Below are 15,351 nucleotides of genomic sequence, written 5' to 3'. Positions count from 1 at the left end.
TCATACCTCATACCTCATACCTCATACCATACCTCATACCTCATACCTCATACCTTATACCTCATACCATACCTCATACCTTCATACCTCATACCTCAATACCTCATACCTTATAACCTTATACCTCATACCTTATACCTCATACCTCATACCTCATACCTTTTACCTTAATCCGAAATCCCTTTAAGCTTTTTTGCCAGGGATTCCATGTGGCGAGCATCTGTCCCACAACATCCGCCCAAAATAGGCATTCGATATTTTTCATAGACTTCCAACATTAAACTACCAAATATTTCAGGGTCCTCGGATTCTAGTTCCTCTATACCGTCCAGATCTTCGGGACTTTTGGGAGAAGTATTTGCCTGGAAACCCACAATTCGCTCGGCCAAATTACCTTTCTGAATTCCGACCGCATCAAACGCGGACAATAAAACTTTGGGATGAACACAATTCACAAAATATCCAGTCGGGGAAACAGGTGTATTTGTATCAATTTTTTCTATGGCCTGATCTAGTGGAGTTCCATCCAGTAACCTGCCATTTTTGCGAATGACAAAACTCAAAAAGTAGGGAATTTTTGCGACTGCCATTGCTCTCGCTATGCCAAGCGCCTCAGATAAAGCCGGAAGAGTTGCTGCCATCAAAAAGTCTATTTGCGTTTCCAACAGAGCTAGTAATTGATCTGAATGGAAAGATTCAGCTGTATCAATATTCATCGATAGATCCGGTTTATAAGCATCCCCACGTGGGCCGATGACACCGCCTATAAAGATCGGATTGTGGCTATTTCGATAAGGTCTGCAAAGTTCAAAAATAAAATTAACATTGTCCTGGTTTATTTTGAAATCCCTAAATTTTGAGCGGTTGATGCGTTCTTTATTCGCTCGCCAGGTATTGGTTAAAACAACCATAGGAAGTTGGTACTTTTGACCGATTTCAATATACTCTCGATGGAATTGTGCTAATATTTCAGATCCTTTGTCATTATAAATAAGAGCGGCGTGTGCTAAATCAGGATCGAATTCCACCAATGGATTCCTTCTTAGTCGCTCGTAGATGGAGCCTTCAGTGAGTATGAAATTAGCGTTTTCTAGAAATCTTTCGAATTGCATCAGAACAGACGGTTTACATTTTCAAGTGGTTTCCGCAACGTAATATTTAGTATGATTAAGACCGCTTTGCTAAACTCAGTCACAACCTGTTTTATAATATTTTTTGAAATATAAATTGATTTGATTTTTCAATATAAACATCTAAATACAAAATCAAAAAGTCATATCAAAATAGACTAAATACGGACTTGATTGAAACAAATTTATTTACCATATTTAATATCGAGCGTTGAAAATCAAATTTTGATAACAAAAAATTGGAGTAAGTAGAATATGGGAAAAGTGGTCTCAATAAATATTGCAGAGAAGGACGGAGCTGAAATTCAATCTATTCAGGAAGTAAAAGCACACGCAGATCAGGGGCTCGAAGGCGACCGCTATTATTTAAAGCAAGGTACATTTTCCAAAAAAGATAAGCCGGATCGGCAAATTACCTTTATCGAATCGGAAGCGGTTGAAGCCATCGAAAGGGATTACCAGGTTACGCTTGATGCGAAAGAGGCAAGAAGAAATATCGTGACACAAGGCATTGCGCTGAACCATTTGGTCGGCAAGAAATTTCGTGTTGGTGAAGCGGTTTGTGAAGGGATTAAACTTTGCGAACCCTGTGGCTATTTGCAAGGTCTGGTTAAACTGAATGTGAAGGATAGTTTGATTCACAGGGGTGGTTTGCGAGCCCGGATTCTTGAATCAGGAATGATTCGCGAGAATGATGAAATACAAATCTTGGTTTAAAATTTACTTAGGATAGATTAAAAGTTGAACTCAACAGTCCAAAGATGTTTCTTGTTGGTCATTTTGGTTTTCCTCCTTTTTCCTACAATTTTAATATCGCAAGATCTGAAGAAACAAGCTTTAACGGATACCCTATTCATAAAACAAATTGTGTTGTGCACGGGTGTACGAAATCGCGAACCGGTGAATATCGTTGAAATGTACACTTCGAATGATAAACGTGCTTATTGTTATGTCCGTGTTTATAATTCACGAAAATCGACTATCATCACTTTTCGGTGGTTTTACAAAAACGAGCATTATCATTCGATGAAAGCAAAAGTTGGGATTTCCAAATCCTGGCGAACTTATTCTTCCGTTCGAACAAAACCCGGTCTGTGGCGCGTCGAGGTGTTGGATGAAAATGAGAAGCTGATGGAGGGAATCGGGTTTAGGGTTCATGAAGAGGAAACACCGAAAGAAACTGATATTTTTGATTATTAACAATTGAGGTTTTTATGAAAAGGTACATTTATTTTGCCTTACTGATTTATTTTGTTGCTGTTTTATTATCCATTAACGTAAATGCACAACCCACTATATACCTGGTTCGCCATGCTGAAAAGATTCCTGCATGGGTTGGACGGCAGCTTGATGCTTATCATCCGCTAAGCGCAGATGGCGTTGCAACTGCATCGGTAGTATCCAATTATTTTAAATCCAAAAAAATCCATGGTATTTACAGTAGTACAACCACACGCACGTTGCACACTGCTTTTCCCTTATCGGAAAGTAAAAAAATTGCAATCCTGACAGAAAAAGCCTGCATGGATACATCTGCAATCGATGGATTTTTGAAAAAACTAAACAAAGAATTCGGAGCCGAGCAATCTGTCGTCCTGTTCTCTCATTCGAACATCATCCCGTATTTATTAATTAAATCAGGATTACGAGGAGCATGTTATAAGGATGCCGGGATCGTCACGTCTGATCAAACCACTTGGCTTTTGATACAAGAATACGATCATATCTGGAAAATCGAACCAGGGAAACCAAACAAAAGAAAATGCAGCGATTTCCAAAGAATCAAATTTAAGTAATTTTGTTAAACTCTAAAAACCTACTTTCTAAACACTATTTAAAACACCGATTTAGAAGCGGTGAATTAAAAGAAAGTCGGTTTTAAATACTCATGGATCTAAAAATTCTATTCCTGGATAACCATTTGCTGGTGATCAATAAACCACCTGGAATTCTTTCACAAAGTGATATAACCGGCGATGAAGATATTTTGTCCTATTGTAAATCCTATATAAAAGACAAATTTAACAAACCTGGCAAGGTGTACACAGGCTTGGTCCATCGTTTGGATCGTCCTGTTTCCGGAGTGATGGTTTTAGCCCGGACATCCAAAGCAGCGAGTCGTCTTTCAAACCAATTTCGTGAGAATTCTATAAAAAAGTTCTACCTGGCCATCGTTGAAGGAAAATGTAAAGGTGAAGGTGTGTGCAGGGATTATTTATTGAAAGAGAATCAAACCACCAAAATTGTAAAGAAAGAAAAACAAAACTCGAAATATGCTGAGCTTAAATGGACCGGAATTACAGACCAGGACAAAAATTCATTATTAGATGTTGAGCCAAAAACCGGCAGGCCGCACCAGATCCGCGTACAATTGGCTCACATTGGGTTTCCGATTTTGGGTGATTTACGCTATGGTGCACAAAGATCCTTTGACGGCAAAAACCTTGCATTACATTGTTACGCAATTGAGATCGAACACCCGGTTCGAAAAGAGAAAATGAAATGGCTGGCAAAACCGCCAACCAGCTGGCGAAAATATTTTGCAAATGATTGTCGGATAATTATAAACCGAGGTTAAAAAGTTGTTAATTGCCTTAATTGCTATTGATCATTGTTTATTGACCATTGATCATTGTAAACAAGGTTGTCTATGAAAAAAATAATAAAGTTACTCGCCGTATTGATCGTGCTGGTTATAATCTATCTGCTTATTTGGCCTGTGTCCATCGATCCTGTTGCCTGGACGCCTCCTGAAGCGCCTGCGTTGGAAGGGCAGTATGCTGCAAATGATTATCTGAAAGATGTTGAGAGAATAGGTGTGGGCATGGGTATCGGACCGGAGGATGTGGCTATCGATGATAAAGGTAGAATCTATGGTGGCTATGAAGATGGCCGCATCATTCGTTTCCAAAATGACGGGTCCAATCCTGAAATTTTTGCCGACACGCAAGGCCGACCTTTGGGAATGCATTTCGATGCAAATGGAAATTTAATCGTAGCTGATTCTCAAAAAGGTTTATTGTCAATTTCTCCGGAGGGGGTAATTAAAGTTCTCACCACTCAAGCAGCCGGCCTCCCATTTGGTTTTACGGATGATGTGGATGTTGCAGCAGACGGCGTGATCTACTTCAGTGATGCATCGTATAAATTTGGCCAGCTCAATTACACAGCCGATTTGCTCGAGCATCGACCCAATGGCAGGCTACTTTCTTTTGACCCGAAAACTAAAATTACCAAAGTAATCCTGGACAGTTTGTACTTTGCCAACGGAGTTGCAGTAAGTCCGGATCAAAGTTTTGTCCTGGTCAATGAAACTGGTAAATATCGAATAACCAGGTATTGGTTAAGCGGCCCTGATCAAGGCAAATCTGAACTCTTCATCGATAACCTGCCAGGTTTCCCGGATGGAATTTCATCCGATGAAAAAGAAACGTTCTGGCTGGCTATTGCTTCTCCCAGAAAGCCGGAACTTGATGCATTAATGCCAAAGCCGTTCATTCGTAAAATCATCATGAGACTCCCTGGTTTCCTTCAACCGGCTCCAGTCTATCACAGTTTCGTTTTAGGGCTAAACTTGCAAGGAGATGTTATTCACAATTTACAAGATGCTTCGTCAGATTGTTATCGCGTTACGACAAGCGTACAAGAGCATGATGGAATGTTGTACATAGGCAGCCTGGAAGAGGATTCAATCGCCAGAATTGCTGTACCGGGAAATTAATCGAAAAGAGCTCTATTAGTCGCGAAAACGAAAAGACAACCTGACTTTCGTTCTGAATACGGTAACTTTACCGTCTTCAATTTTCATATCCTGGTCAACCACTTCCGCAACCCTCAAATCTTCAAGGGACTTACTGGCTCTTTCAACTGCAGTTTTTGCTGCATCTTCCCAGGATACAGTGCTGGTTCCTACCAATTCAATAACTTTATATACACTGTCAGCCATAAAACCTCCTTAATTTTATTAATGATTGATGAACTTTATTTAGAATTCCTGAATCCCAGATCCTGCGGTCAGGGTCAGGCTCTGTCAGAAACAGGTTTCGAGATTTGGAATTAGGATTTTCAAACACTTTTAGTAAAAATAGCTATTTTTATTAATCATTTCAAAAATTGGTATGAATTCGGTCATTGACTAACTCATGTGACGGCTACCACTTTTTCTTGAGACGCTTTTTTATTATAATAAATTGCGCAAAGTATCGCAAACACAATCGAGAGAACACTTATGATTTGGGCCATACTCATCCATCCAAACAAAACTTTAGGTGTGGTTCGGAAGAACTCGGAAATAAAGCGAATAATACCATAACAAAAAAACAAACCACTCACCATGAAACCGGGAATCGTTATTTTTTTGCGTAGATTCCACAAGATTAGAAAAGCTGTAAATGACATTAAAGTATCATAAATCGGTGTGGGATGAACCGCGACTTCGGTTGGCACTAATCCATTTGGGAAACTCATTGCCCACGGTACATTAGTTGCGAAACCATAATCACCATCACCTGCCAAGAGACAGCCGATTCTTCCTATACCATATCCCAACAAAACCATTGGAGCGATGATGTCCGCCATTTTCACTGTCGGGGCAGGTAATCGATAGATCATCCAAACGATGCCTATAAAGCCAGCAATGAAACCGCCATACCAGGTAAGCCCGCTACCGCTAAGCAGCATGCTAAGTGGATCCCGGAGGAATTCGCTAAAATATTCCAGAATAAAATACAGGCGGGCTCCAACAATACCACAAAGCGCCCCGACAAAAACGATGTTTACCGCCCATTCAGGTTGAAACCCGGATTTCTTGAATTCTCTCTGGATAAAATAAACACAAATCAAAAAGGCGATCACCATCATTAAGCCAAAACTGCCAACCCGAAAAGGGCCAATCTCGAATAGAATTGGAATCATTTCTTGTACTTTTTTGTATTATCGAAATTAATGTTATGTTTTTGGGTAATTAGTTTTCATTCAAGAAACAGACAGATACTGGATACTGGATACTGGATGCTGGATGCTGGATGCTGTTTGTTTCAAGACCCATTGATTTTAATCAAAATTAAGCAACCAGTGTCCAGAATGTGATCATAGTTTATATTAAATACTAGCGAAGCTTCGCCTCAAACCGACTATAAATACAAGCTTAATAAACTCGAAATGCTAATATCGAAATCCTAAACAAATTCCAATGATAAAATTCCAAATACACCAACAAAACAAAGAACCATATTGAGTATAGTAAATCAGTTTTACCCTGTTTTTAATTTTGTAACATTCGAATTTTCGATATTGTTTAGAATTTAGGATTACGAATTTTAAGCCAAAGTAATTTTATTTCATCGCAAAAAAAATTGACTCAAAATTCAAGCTAATTGCACTATAAAAGGTTTAATATGTTATGTTAATGTAGCAAGGTAATTGTCAAATTCAACTCTACCTTAAAACTCAGATGAATATTCTTCATATGCATTGGTTTATGATATTTTTAAGGATTGAGTTGAACTTTATCAGATTCATTGCCGTTTAAATCAAAATTCTAAATCAACCAATAACGATTTAATACACCCCGCTTACAATTAAATTTTCGATTATCCTGATGCAAAATTAAGTATTTAATTTTCTTGACTCTTTGATCTAATTGGGTATATTAATGTTCTTTAATCAACTTGTGATGATGAAAATTGGTGGATTAAAAATAAAAAGAAGGAACGGCTCATGAACGAAAATCCAGGGTTTTTTGATAATATACTTAGTTGGACCACGCAAATTGATAATGTTATGTGGGGGCCTGGTATGATCGCCTTATTATTGGGAGCGGGTATCTATTTGACCATCCGTACCAAAGGACTGCAATTCACACATTTTTGGCATTCTTTAAAACTAATTTTCGCTAAAGAATCGCGATCAACAGAAGGCAAGGGTGATATTTCTCCTTTTGCTGCTTTAATGACAGCACTAGCAGCTACAGTGGGGAATGGAAATATAGCCGGGGTTGCTACCGCAATTGCTCTCGGCGGTCCAGGCGCTCCTGTTTATATGTGGATTGCCGGTATATTTGGTATGGCTACAAAATATGCCGAGGGATTTTTGGGTGTGCGTTACCGTGAAATTGCACCCAACGGGACGATGGCGGGTGGCCCCATGTATTACCTAAAAAACGGTTTGAAAAATAAGAAATTGGGGAAATTTTTAGGAGCGGCATTTGCTGTCTGTGGCACCATAGCTTGTTTGATAGGAACCGGAAATATGGCGCAATCCAATTCAATGGCGCTTTCAGCGGCGAATACTGTTAATAAATATGTAAATGGATCTGCTCAAGATGCGCCGGATTATTACTATTTTATTATAGGCGCTGTCATCGCAATCCTGGTAGGCGTTGTCATCATTGGTGGAATTAAGAAAATTGGGCGCGTGTCCGAAAAATTAGTTCCAGCAATGATTTTCTTCTACATGTTTTTTGCATTATGGGTCATCCTGTCGAACATCACTCTAATACCGGAAGCTTATGTTCTTATTTTTAAATCAGCTTTTGGACTTCAACCACTACTTGGCGCTTCTGTTGGCCTGGCAATTCAAAATGGCGTCAGCCGGGGATTACTGTCGAATGAAGCAGGACTGGGTTCTGCGGCAATTGCCCAGGGCGCCTCCACTTCGGAAGATCCTACCAAGAATGGTCTTATTGCCATGACCGGTGTTTTTATCGATACCATTGTGGTTAACACGATGACCACACTAACCATCGTTTTAACCGGCGCCTATATCAAAACCCAAGCCTGGCAAGGATTGGATGCCACCAATAATATTACCAGTATTTTAGTGACTCAAGAAGCGTTTGACAGTGCAATCCCGTGGGGTTTAGGCGGCGCTGTTATTGCCATAGCTTCATTTGTTTTTGGATATACAACCTTGATCGGCTGGTCATACTATGGCGAAAAATGTATTGAATATTTGGGCGGCAATAAGGTAATCATGCCCTATCGCTATACCTTTATCGTATTCTTATTTGTGGGTGCTATCTTGATTCCAATCGCTGGCAAGAGTTCTAATTACTTGAATATTGTCTGGAACCTGGGAAATATTGGCAATGCATTGATGGCTGCACCAAACTTGATCGGTCTACTGTTTTTAACCGGTATTGTGGCAAAAGTAACAAGAGACAAGTTGGCCAAACCCGCAATTTAGAAATCCGTAATGTAAAATTTGTAAGATACCATTTAGAGGTGTTAATGAAAAAGATAGCTTTTTTAGCTATTATACTAAACATCATGGTTATGGGAAGTTCTTGTTCCCCGCTGATCCAGCAGCAGCGTGCGGAACCGGAACATCATGATGTATCTTTGCTTGATGTAAGCTTTTACACGGCTCCAACTGACCACAACCCTTATCCTCTTGTCGCTCCAAAGAATATAAAAAATATCATTCTTATGATCGGCGATGGCATGGGATTGGCACAGATAAATGCTGCACGAATACGGGCTGTTGGGGCCGATGGTTTCTTACATATTGACCGGATGCCGGTGACCGGATTTCTTCGAACGCATGCTGCAAACGCATTGATAACCGAATCCGCTGCAAGCGCCACAGCCTATGCTACAGGCAGAAAAACCAATACTGGCATGATCTCAGTAACTCCGGATAGTCAAAAGTTATATACCGTCCTTGAAGGCGCACGAGACATGAATAAATCAACCGGTTTGATTGCGACCTCAACAATAACGCATGCAACACCTGCATGTTTTGCAGCGCATGTGCCTTCACGGTATGAAGAAAGAGAAATAGCCAAGCATATGGTAGATACAAAAGTAAACGTAATCTTAGGCGGCGGTAAAGGTAATTTCATTCCTAATCCAGCAGACTCTTTGGATCGTCATCCCAATCTGATCGAGAAAGCAAAAAATATGGGCTATTCTTTCATCGACACTCGGGAAGAACTGTTGCTTGCCACTTCCGACCATTTACTGGGACTTTTTCAAATTGGACCAATGAGCACGAATGCTCCGGAACCCTCAATTGCCGAAATGACCCAGAAAGCCATTGAAATTCTCAGTAAAGATGAGGATGGATTTTTTCTTATGGTTGAAGGCAGCCAGATCGATTGGGGCGGTCACAGTAATGAACCATTATATACACTCCGGCAAATGTTGCTTTTCGATGAGGCTATCAAAGTTACAATGGACTTTGCCCTTGCTGATAGCAATACCCTTGTCATTATTACGGCTGATCACGAAACAGGCGGTCTATCTATTAATGGTGGACTTATAGATGGTTCAAAATTAAGAGTGGATTGGACCACTCGTGGACACACCGGTATAAATATACCCATCTTTGCATTTGGCCCAAATGCAGAGCGATTTATGGGACTTCATGACAACACTTTTGTTGGACTAACCATTGCAGATTTATTTAATATTACTCCTTTTCCACGCATCATAAATGCAGCAAATGATCATTAATGGTCATGATTACCACCTGTTTTCAGTGATGCTGTATGTTTGCTTTAATCATATTAAACGCTCTTCTCCCACCGAAAAGTAAATACCAATATTTTTTGGAACAGGCAGATTTAATTCTCTGCGCAGATGGTGGGGGGAATCGTGCGCTAGAAGCAGGTATCGACCCCGATTATGTTATTGGCGATCTCGATTCTGTAACCATGCAAACCAGGGAGCGGCTGCCGAAGGAACGATTTATTCATAAACCCAGTCAATTTGCGACAGACCTGGAGAAGACGCTTCAATTTGCCTTAGGTAAACAAGTAACTACAATCACAGTCATTGGATTAATTGGTGATCGATTAGATCATCAAATTTGCAACTTGAATATTCTTGAAAAGTTTAGCGATCGATTAAGCATAACAACCGTTGATGATTTTGGCTCGGGAAATTTTGTAAATGATACATATCGTTTTTCCGGGGAAATTGGACAACAAGTCAGTATTTTCGCGTTTCGAAAAGCGGAAGGAATCATAGTAAGGGGTTTAAAGTATCCTTTAGAAAATGGTACTATGGAATGGGCCGTGAATGATGGCCTTAGTAATGAAATTGTGAGTAATCCTGTAGAAATTAAAGTTGAAAAAGGAACTTTGTTTGTCTACAATGTTTGGCCTGGCTAAACAAAGTAAATCCTAAATAAGTACTATTTATTCTGTGTTGTAAATCTAGACCTGGCAGGTTTTATCCAAGAAAGTATAATTCGATATCACAATGAGTTTGAAACCTGCCTGGTCTGTACGTAGAATTCTGTATGATCATAAAGTGAGAGCTAAATTATTATTAACCTGGATAATTCATGAATTGCAGTTTTAAGCATAAATCCCTCTTAGTTGTCATCCCGTCGCACGACGGGATCTTGTTTGATATGATCGAAAAACTCAAAAGCAAGTATAGAATAAAGAGTTAAATAGATCCATCCTGGATGACAGTGATAAGGTTTATGAATAGATCAGGTTAAATATTTTTTGCCCCTTTGAGAATTTCTATCCTACAGAAATAAATTTGAAATTTCGATATTTAGGCTTACGAATTTGAACTTAAACATATTGTCAATAAATTGTCGATGCATCGCTGTAAGTGCCTAAGAACTTAATAAATGGTTAAAAAAGAGATCCTTTTGGTTTGAACGATCATCCTTGAAAATTAAATATCTGGTTCAAACTCATGGAGTTGAATAGTGAATTTAAGCTTTTATTAATATCAACAATGGTCAATTTTCTATTTTGGATTTTTAATTCATTGTGGAAATAAATTAATTTGCCAATCCCCAAACTTGACATCGCAGAGACAAAGCCCAAATCTATCGAGACATTTTTTTTCGTTGTTGTAAGAACATCATCAAAGGTTTCTCTCAGGATTTCCACATTACTTTGCTTAACAGAACCGAGAATTTTAATTTGAACTTCCGAATCCATTTCTTTCACGGATATATCCATTATCTCACCTAATATTTTATGCGCATTTTTTAGATTAATATAATAAAAATGAAGATTAAGATTAATTAAAATATAAAAATTCATTGATCAATTCACCTATAAATCATTTTGAAACATATATTACTACGATTGAAAAACCCGAATTGAATCAGCCGTTTTGGACAGGGTATTCTTTAGTGTTATTTATCTTCATTGTTATTTCACTTGACAATTCATTAACACTCCTGCAATTTATGTTCGACTATGATTAAATTATTTTTAAAGGTTAGGATGGAATTTCATGAATAAATCCAAAATCTCATTTGCTTTATGTTTGTCAGTTTTAATGTTTTTCCTCAGCTGTGAGTCTTCTAAAAAAACCACCTGGTGGAAAGGCAACCTTCATACTCACTCTTTGTGGAGTGATGGTGACGATTTTCCTGAAATGATCATCGATTGGTACAAATCCAATGGCTATGATTTTCTTGCCTTATCGGATCATAATGTTCTGCCAACAGAAGAAAGATGGATTGAGGTTCATAAAGAAAGTAATCGTTATCAGGTTTATCAGGAGTATCTTGTGCGGTTCGGTTCTGACTGGGTGGAAGTAAAGGATCAGGATAGTTTAGTTTTGGTTCGACTAAAAACGTTGAGTGAATATGACAGCCTATTTGAGAAGCCCGGCCAATTCCTGATGATTCCGAGTGAAGAAATTACGGATCGTTTTGAGAGAAAGCCAATTCATGTGAATGCGACTAATTTAGCTGAATTTATTCCTCCCCAGGGAGGCAATAGTGTGCTGGAAGTCATGCAAAATAATATTAATGCAGTATTACAGCAGCGAGAGCGTACCGGGCAGTTGATGTTCCCACATCTCAATCATCCTAATTTTGGCTGGGCGGTTAAAGTGGAAGATATCATTGCCCTTGAAGGTGAACGATTTTTTGAAGTGTACAACGGCCATCCTGCAGTACATAATGAAGGAGATGAGCTTCATCCCAGTACCGAGCGAATGTGGGATATCGTTTTGACGGCAAATCTTGAACGAGGCGCCGAGCCGTTATACGGCATGGCTGTCGATGATGCCCATAATTATCGAGATCTTGATAGCAACCATAGCAACCCAGGCCGGGGATGGGTGATGGTTAAAACCGATCAACTCACCCCGGAAGCAATCATTACTGCCATGGAATCTGGCGATTTTTATTCCTCATCCGGTGTGGTATTACAGGATATCCAGTATAGTGACAATACGATTTACATAAGTATTCAAACCGAAGAAGGAGTAACTTATTCGACTCAATTTATTGGGACAAGGAAAGGTTACATACCGTCACTTGCAGCCACTTTGGAAACTGAAACAGCCAGCGTAACCAGATACTATAGCGCCGAAATCGGTGAAGTATTTTTAGAAGTGCAGGGGATTTCGCCGAGTTATACATGGTCAGGTGATGAAATTTATGTTCGGGCTAAAGTTATCTCTTCAAAACTAAAAGAGAATCCATATAAAGAGGGCGAAATGGAAGCAGCCTGGGTTCAGCCGTTTGTCATACGAAAGATGGATTAAAATACATTAACAGGATCAAAGTTCACAGTAAGAAAATGAGCTTTAAACTTAATAGACCATTTGAAGAAGGTAAATTTTACCATGTTAATAACCGTGGGAATAATCGAGAGAAAATATTTTTTAAAGAGGGGGAATTATACTTATTTTCTGCGCAAATTCTATTATTATACTTTTTGAAAACAGATGAAGTTTTGCAATGGTTTGGAGGGAAAGGTTTATTTATTCAATATCACATGAAATGTTGAATGACTTTAAAGATATTCAACAATATCTAAAAGAATGCGAATAAACCTTGCAGGTTTCAAATCCACAAGTTTTTGCTAAGTCATGATGAATTCCTGTCGTTTGAACGAATTTATGTTTCCTTAGCCAAAAAACCTGCCAGGTCTTGTAAAGAGTGAGTAAACCTTGCAGGTTTCAAAGCCTTTCATCAGTGAATTAGGCCCCCGAAAAAAGCGTTCGGGGGTGACATTTTGGGGAATGGCTAATTAAACCCAGTTCTTTGATTTACAACCGCCACAAATAGGATGCCTTGGCAAAAAACCCTCGCGTGGTTTCAAGATAACGGTTGCTTTCCAAATATTCTCCTCGCTCAAATTTAAGTTTCTCGTAAAATGATCCATAGCCGAAATGCATAACAGTTCCTGGGATGTAAGTAAAGGAAGCCAGGAAATCCGTCAACAATGTTTTCCGGAATGAATTATATTCGACAATTCCTCGAAAGAAAAGGTATTGATTCATCTGGTAAGTAAGCCTGTTTCTCAGAATCGTAATATCAAAGATTTTTTCTAAATTGGAATCCTGGAACAAGTCTGTATAGGTTAATCTTACATTTGCATTGATTTTATCGGAAGGCTGGAATATTATACTGGCGCTGGCATTACTCCTTTTTGCTTGAAAAGGATCTTCTATATAGCGGATCGCTTTGCCATTGCTGTATGACAAACTCATTGTTAATTGCTTATTAAACTGCCTGCTCCCTGAAACACTCCATCGATTGGTATCAAATTTCTTTCCTAAAAATATTTCTGTTGAGTGGACATAACTAGTTGAAACCCTTCCATTGCCATGCAATACAAAGCTTAAAGAAGCCGAGTTATAGGTTTCCCATAAATCACTTAACTTATCTTTAGTTTGGGAGCTAAATATACTCGGGTCGACTCTACGAATTAATTTGGTTTCCGGGTAGAATCTGGGTCTAAACGAAGCCCTGAATTTGGCTATACCTGTGCGCGTGATAAAACCGGTTTCAGTCTGAAAACGATCTCCAATATCATGATAACCAAAACCAAGCCTTAACTTCCTGGTTTGATAAACATAATTAACACCGAGCGCGTGTCCATCCTCATTATTTAGAGATTCGGAATCCTTATGATTGGAAAATAGTAAATGGTACCCTAATACACTTGACTGGTTGATCCTTTGCGATCCATCAGCGCCAAATACCCGGTTATGGCCATTCTCTACCTCTCTTCCTGTATATACGCCGCCAATATAACTGTCACTGCTTAATGTCCTTTTGTAGCGCATGATTGCAAAATGTGCATAATCGCCATCCGGATCATCACCAGGTAATTCATCCAAAGCATAGATGGAAGCAATGGTATTCTTTTTTCCGGTTTTTCCGGACAATTTAATACCGGTAATCGGATTTACAATCGTTCGAGTATGCACTACGGAAATTAGAGGATCTCCATGACTACTGCCGGAAAAATTGAAATTTTCACGACCTTCCAAAAAGAAGGGTCTCTTTTCAGAAAAAAACAGGGCAAATCGTTGGTTAAAGTCTACCTGACCGGCATCGGCTTCAACTTGACTAAAGTCGGGATTGTAGGTGCCATCTAAAATTAAATCGGATGTAAGTCCAAGTTTTCCCGTTAAACTGAAATCTTCATTAGATCCCAGGGAGGATAAACTACCCTGGTCAATTTCACTTCTTTGACCGTAGGTTACCGCCGGAAGAACCTCGAATAACGTATAATGTTTGATGTCTTGATAAATCATCGGCTGCATTTGGGTGAGAAAGCCCAAAAGTCCTATGTCAGGGCTAAGGGGAGGGTATGTGCCTTGTTCGGATCTTCGGCTTATTTTACGCTCGAAAATGACTCCCATCTCGACGATTTCTTTATTGGCAAATCGAATGCTTTTAAAGGGTATTTGCACTTCAATGGTGTAGCCTTCGGCATCGATTTGGCCTTTACTATACCAAACCAGGTCGATACCTTTGTCTTCTGTGCCACCCGCGAACCGAGTATCTTCCTGGATACCGAAAGGATTAATGTAAAAACCATATAACCCTTGTTGATCGTTAAAAGAATCTAAATTGATACAAATCCAATCATCAGCACGAATGTTATCACGTCGTGTTACTGAAGACTTAATTTTATCGGGTTGGCTGTCATAACACCGAAAAGCAAAATACATATTTTCCTGATCATAGGCCATATATGCGATGGTTTTCTCAGCCATATCGTGGCCAAAATCAGGAGTAAAAGTCTTAAAGCCTGTAATTGAAGGGGCGTTTTGCCATACAAGATCATTTAGAATTCCATCAATGGTTGGAGGATGATCGGTCCTCAGGGGTTTCAGGGGATCAGAAGCTTTGGTAACAGAACCGATGAGTAAAATAAAGATGAATAAGCAAACTGTAGTTGTAGTAATTTTCTTCAATTTAACCTCCAAATATTACGTATTTACGTAGTGATAAATTCTCTGTAAAAGGCCGCGAACTTCAAAAATCCACT

Annotated in this window: 14 protein-coding genes; 9 read left to right on the top strand and 5 right to left on the bottom strand. The window is 39.1% G+C overall.

Annotated elements, in window-relative coordinates; genetic code table 11:
- Window positions 1-167: 167 nt before the first annotated feature.
- Window positions 168-1,112, bottom strand: a complete 945-nt coding sequence (locus tag IIC38_08765) for a homocysteine S-methyltransferase family protein (GenBank protein ID MCH8126038.1) — start codon at window positions 1,110-1,112, stop codon at window positions 168-170.
- 273 nt (window positions 1,113-1,385) lie between these two features.
- Between IIC38_08765 and IIC38_08760 the strand changes: the two genes are divergently transcribed.
- The 5 genes from IIC38_08760 to IIC38_08740 all read left to right on the top strand — a co-directional run bounded on the left by IIC38_08760 (window position 1,386) and on the right by IIC38_08740 (window position 4,851).
- On the top strand, window positions 1,386-1,847 hold the full coding sequence (locus tag IIC38_08760) for an MOSC domain-containing protein (protein MCH8126037.1): 462 nt from the start codon (window positions 1,386-1,388) through the stop codon (window positions 1,845-1,847).
- A gap of 24 nt (window positions 1,848-1,871) precedes the next feature.
- Window positions 1,872-2,330 carry a DUF2914 domain-containing protein gene (locus tag IIC38_08755; GenBank protein ID MCH8126036.1) on the top strand — a complete coding sequence of 153 codons (459 nt, stop codon included), beginning with the start codon at window positions 1,872-1,874 and terminating at the stop codon, window positions 2,328-2,330.
- Window positions 2,331-2,344: 14 nt separating this feature from the next.
- Window positions 2,345-2,926: a histidine phosphatase family protein gene (locus tag IIC38_08750; GenBank protein ID MCH8126035.1), complete on the top strand. Its 582-nt coding sequence runs from the start codon at window positions 2,345-2,347 to the stop codon at window positions 2,924-2,926.
- Between the two features lie 92 nt (window positions 2,927-3,018).
- Window positions 3,019-3,708 (top strand): RluA family pseudouridine synthase, encoded by a 690-nt coding sequence (locus tag IIC38_08745; GenBank protein MCH8126034.1) that lies wholly within the window; start codon window positions 3,019-3,021, stop codon window positions 3,706-3,708.
- 72 nt (window positions 3,709-3,780) lie between these two features.
- Complete coding sequence (locus IIC38_08740) at window positions 3,781-4,851, top strand: strictosidine synthase family protein (GenBank protein MCH8126033.1); 1,071 nt, start codon at window positions 3,781-3,783, stop codon at window positions 4,849-4,851.
- 15 nt (window positions 4,852-4,866) lie between these two features.
- Here IIC38_08740 and IIC38_08735 read toward each other — a convergent pair whose 3' ends face one another.
- Both IIC38_08735 and IIC38_08730 read right to left on the bottom strand, forming a co-directional pair.
- A complete protein-coding gene (locus tag IIC38_08735) occupies window positions 4,867-5,076 on the bottom strand; it encodes a dodecin domain-containing protein (protein ID MCH8126032.1) in 210 nt (69 codons plus the stop codon).
- A 194-nt stretch (window positions 5,077-5,270) separates the two neighbouring features.
- Entirely contained in the window at window positions 5,271-6,044 is a 774-nt protein-coding gene (locus tag IIC38_08730) for a prolipoprotein diacylglyceryl transferase (protein MCH8126031.1), read from the bottom strand.
- A gap of 804 nt (window positions 6,045-6,848) precedes the next feature.
- Here IIC38_08730 and IIC38_08725 point away from each other — a divergent pair.
- The 3 genes from IIC38_08725 to IIC38_08715 are packed head-to-tail and all read left to right on the top strand — an operon-like array spanning window position 6,849 to window position 10,245.
- Window positions 6,849-8,315, top strand: coding sequence for a sodium:alanine symporter family protein (locus IIC38_08725; protein MCH8126030.1), 1,467 nt, complete (start codon window positions 6,849-6,851; stop codon window positions 8,313-8,315).
- Between the two features lie 44 nt (window positions 8,316-8,359).
- On the top strand, window positions 8,360-9,586 hold the full coding sequence (locus IIC38_08720) for an alkaline phosphatase (GenBank protein MCH8126029.1): 1,227 nt from the start codon (window positions 8,360-8,362) through the stop codon (window positions 9,584-9,586).
- A 35-nt stretch (window positions 9,587-9,621) separates the two neighbouring features.
- The gene (locus IIC38_08715; protein MCH8126028.1) at window positions 9,622-10,245 is read left to right on the top strand and encodes a thiamine diphosphokinase; all 624 of its coding nucleotides are present in this window, start codon (window positions 9,622-9,624) and stop codon (window positions 10,243-10,245) included.
- 510 nt (window positions 10,246-10,755) lie between these two features.
- On the opposite strand, the gene IIC38_08710 is transcribed toward IIC38_08715, so the two are convergent.
- The gene (locus IIC38_08710; protein ID MCH8126027.1) at window positions 10,756-11,061 is read right to left on the bottom strand and encodes an STAS domain-containing protein; all 306 of its coding nucleotides are present in this window, start codon (window positions 11,059-11,061) and stop codon (window positions 10,756-10,758) included.
- A gap of 325 nt (window positions 11,062-11,386) precedes the next feature.
- Here IIC38_08710 and IIC38_08705 point away from each other — a divergent pair, with 325 nt between their 5' ends.
- Window positions 11,387-12,607, top strand: coding sequence for a histidinol-phosphatase (locus IIC38_08705; GenBank protein ID MCH8126026.1), 1,221 nt, complete (start codon window positions 11,387-11,389; stop codon window positions 12,605-12,607).
- 507 nt (window positions 12,608-13,114) lie between these two features.
- Here the strand turns inward: IIC38_08705 and IIC38_08700 are convergent.
- Window positions 13,115-15,277 carry a hypothetical protein gene (locus IIC38_08700; protein MCH8126025.1) on the bottom strand — a complete coding sequence of 721 codons (2,163 nt, stop codon included), beginning with the start codon at window positions 15,275-15,277 and terminating at the stop codon, window positions 13,115-13,117.
- Between the last annotated feature and the right edge of the window lie 74 nt (window positions 15,278-15,351).

It is taken from the genome of candidate division KSB1 bacterium (assembly GCA_022566355.1).
Taxonomy (GTDB): domain Bacteria; phylum Zhuqueibacterota; class JdFR-76; order JdFR-76; family DREG01; genus JADFJB01.
Note: the sequence above shows the minus strand (reverse complement) of the source record. Positions and strands in the feature narration are given on the sequence as shown.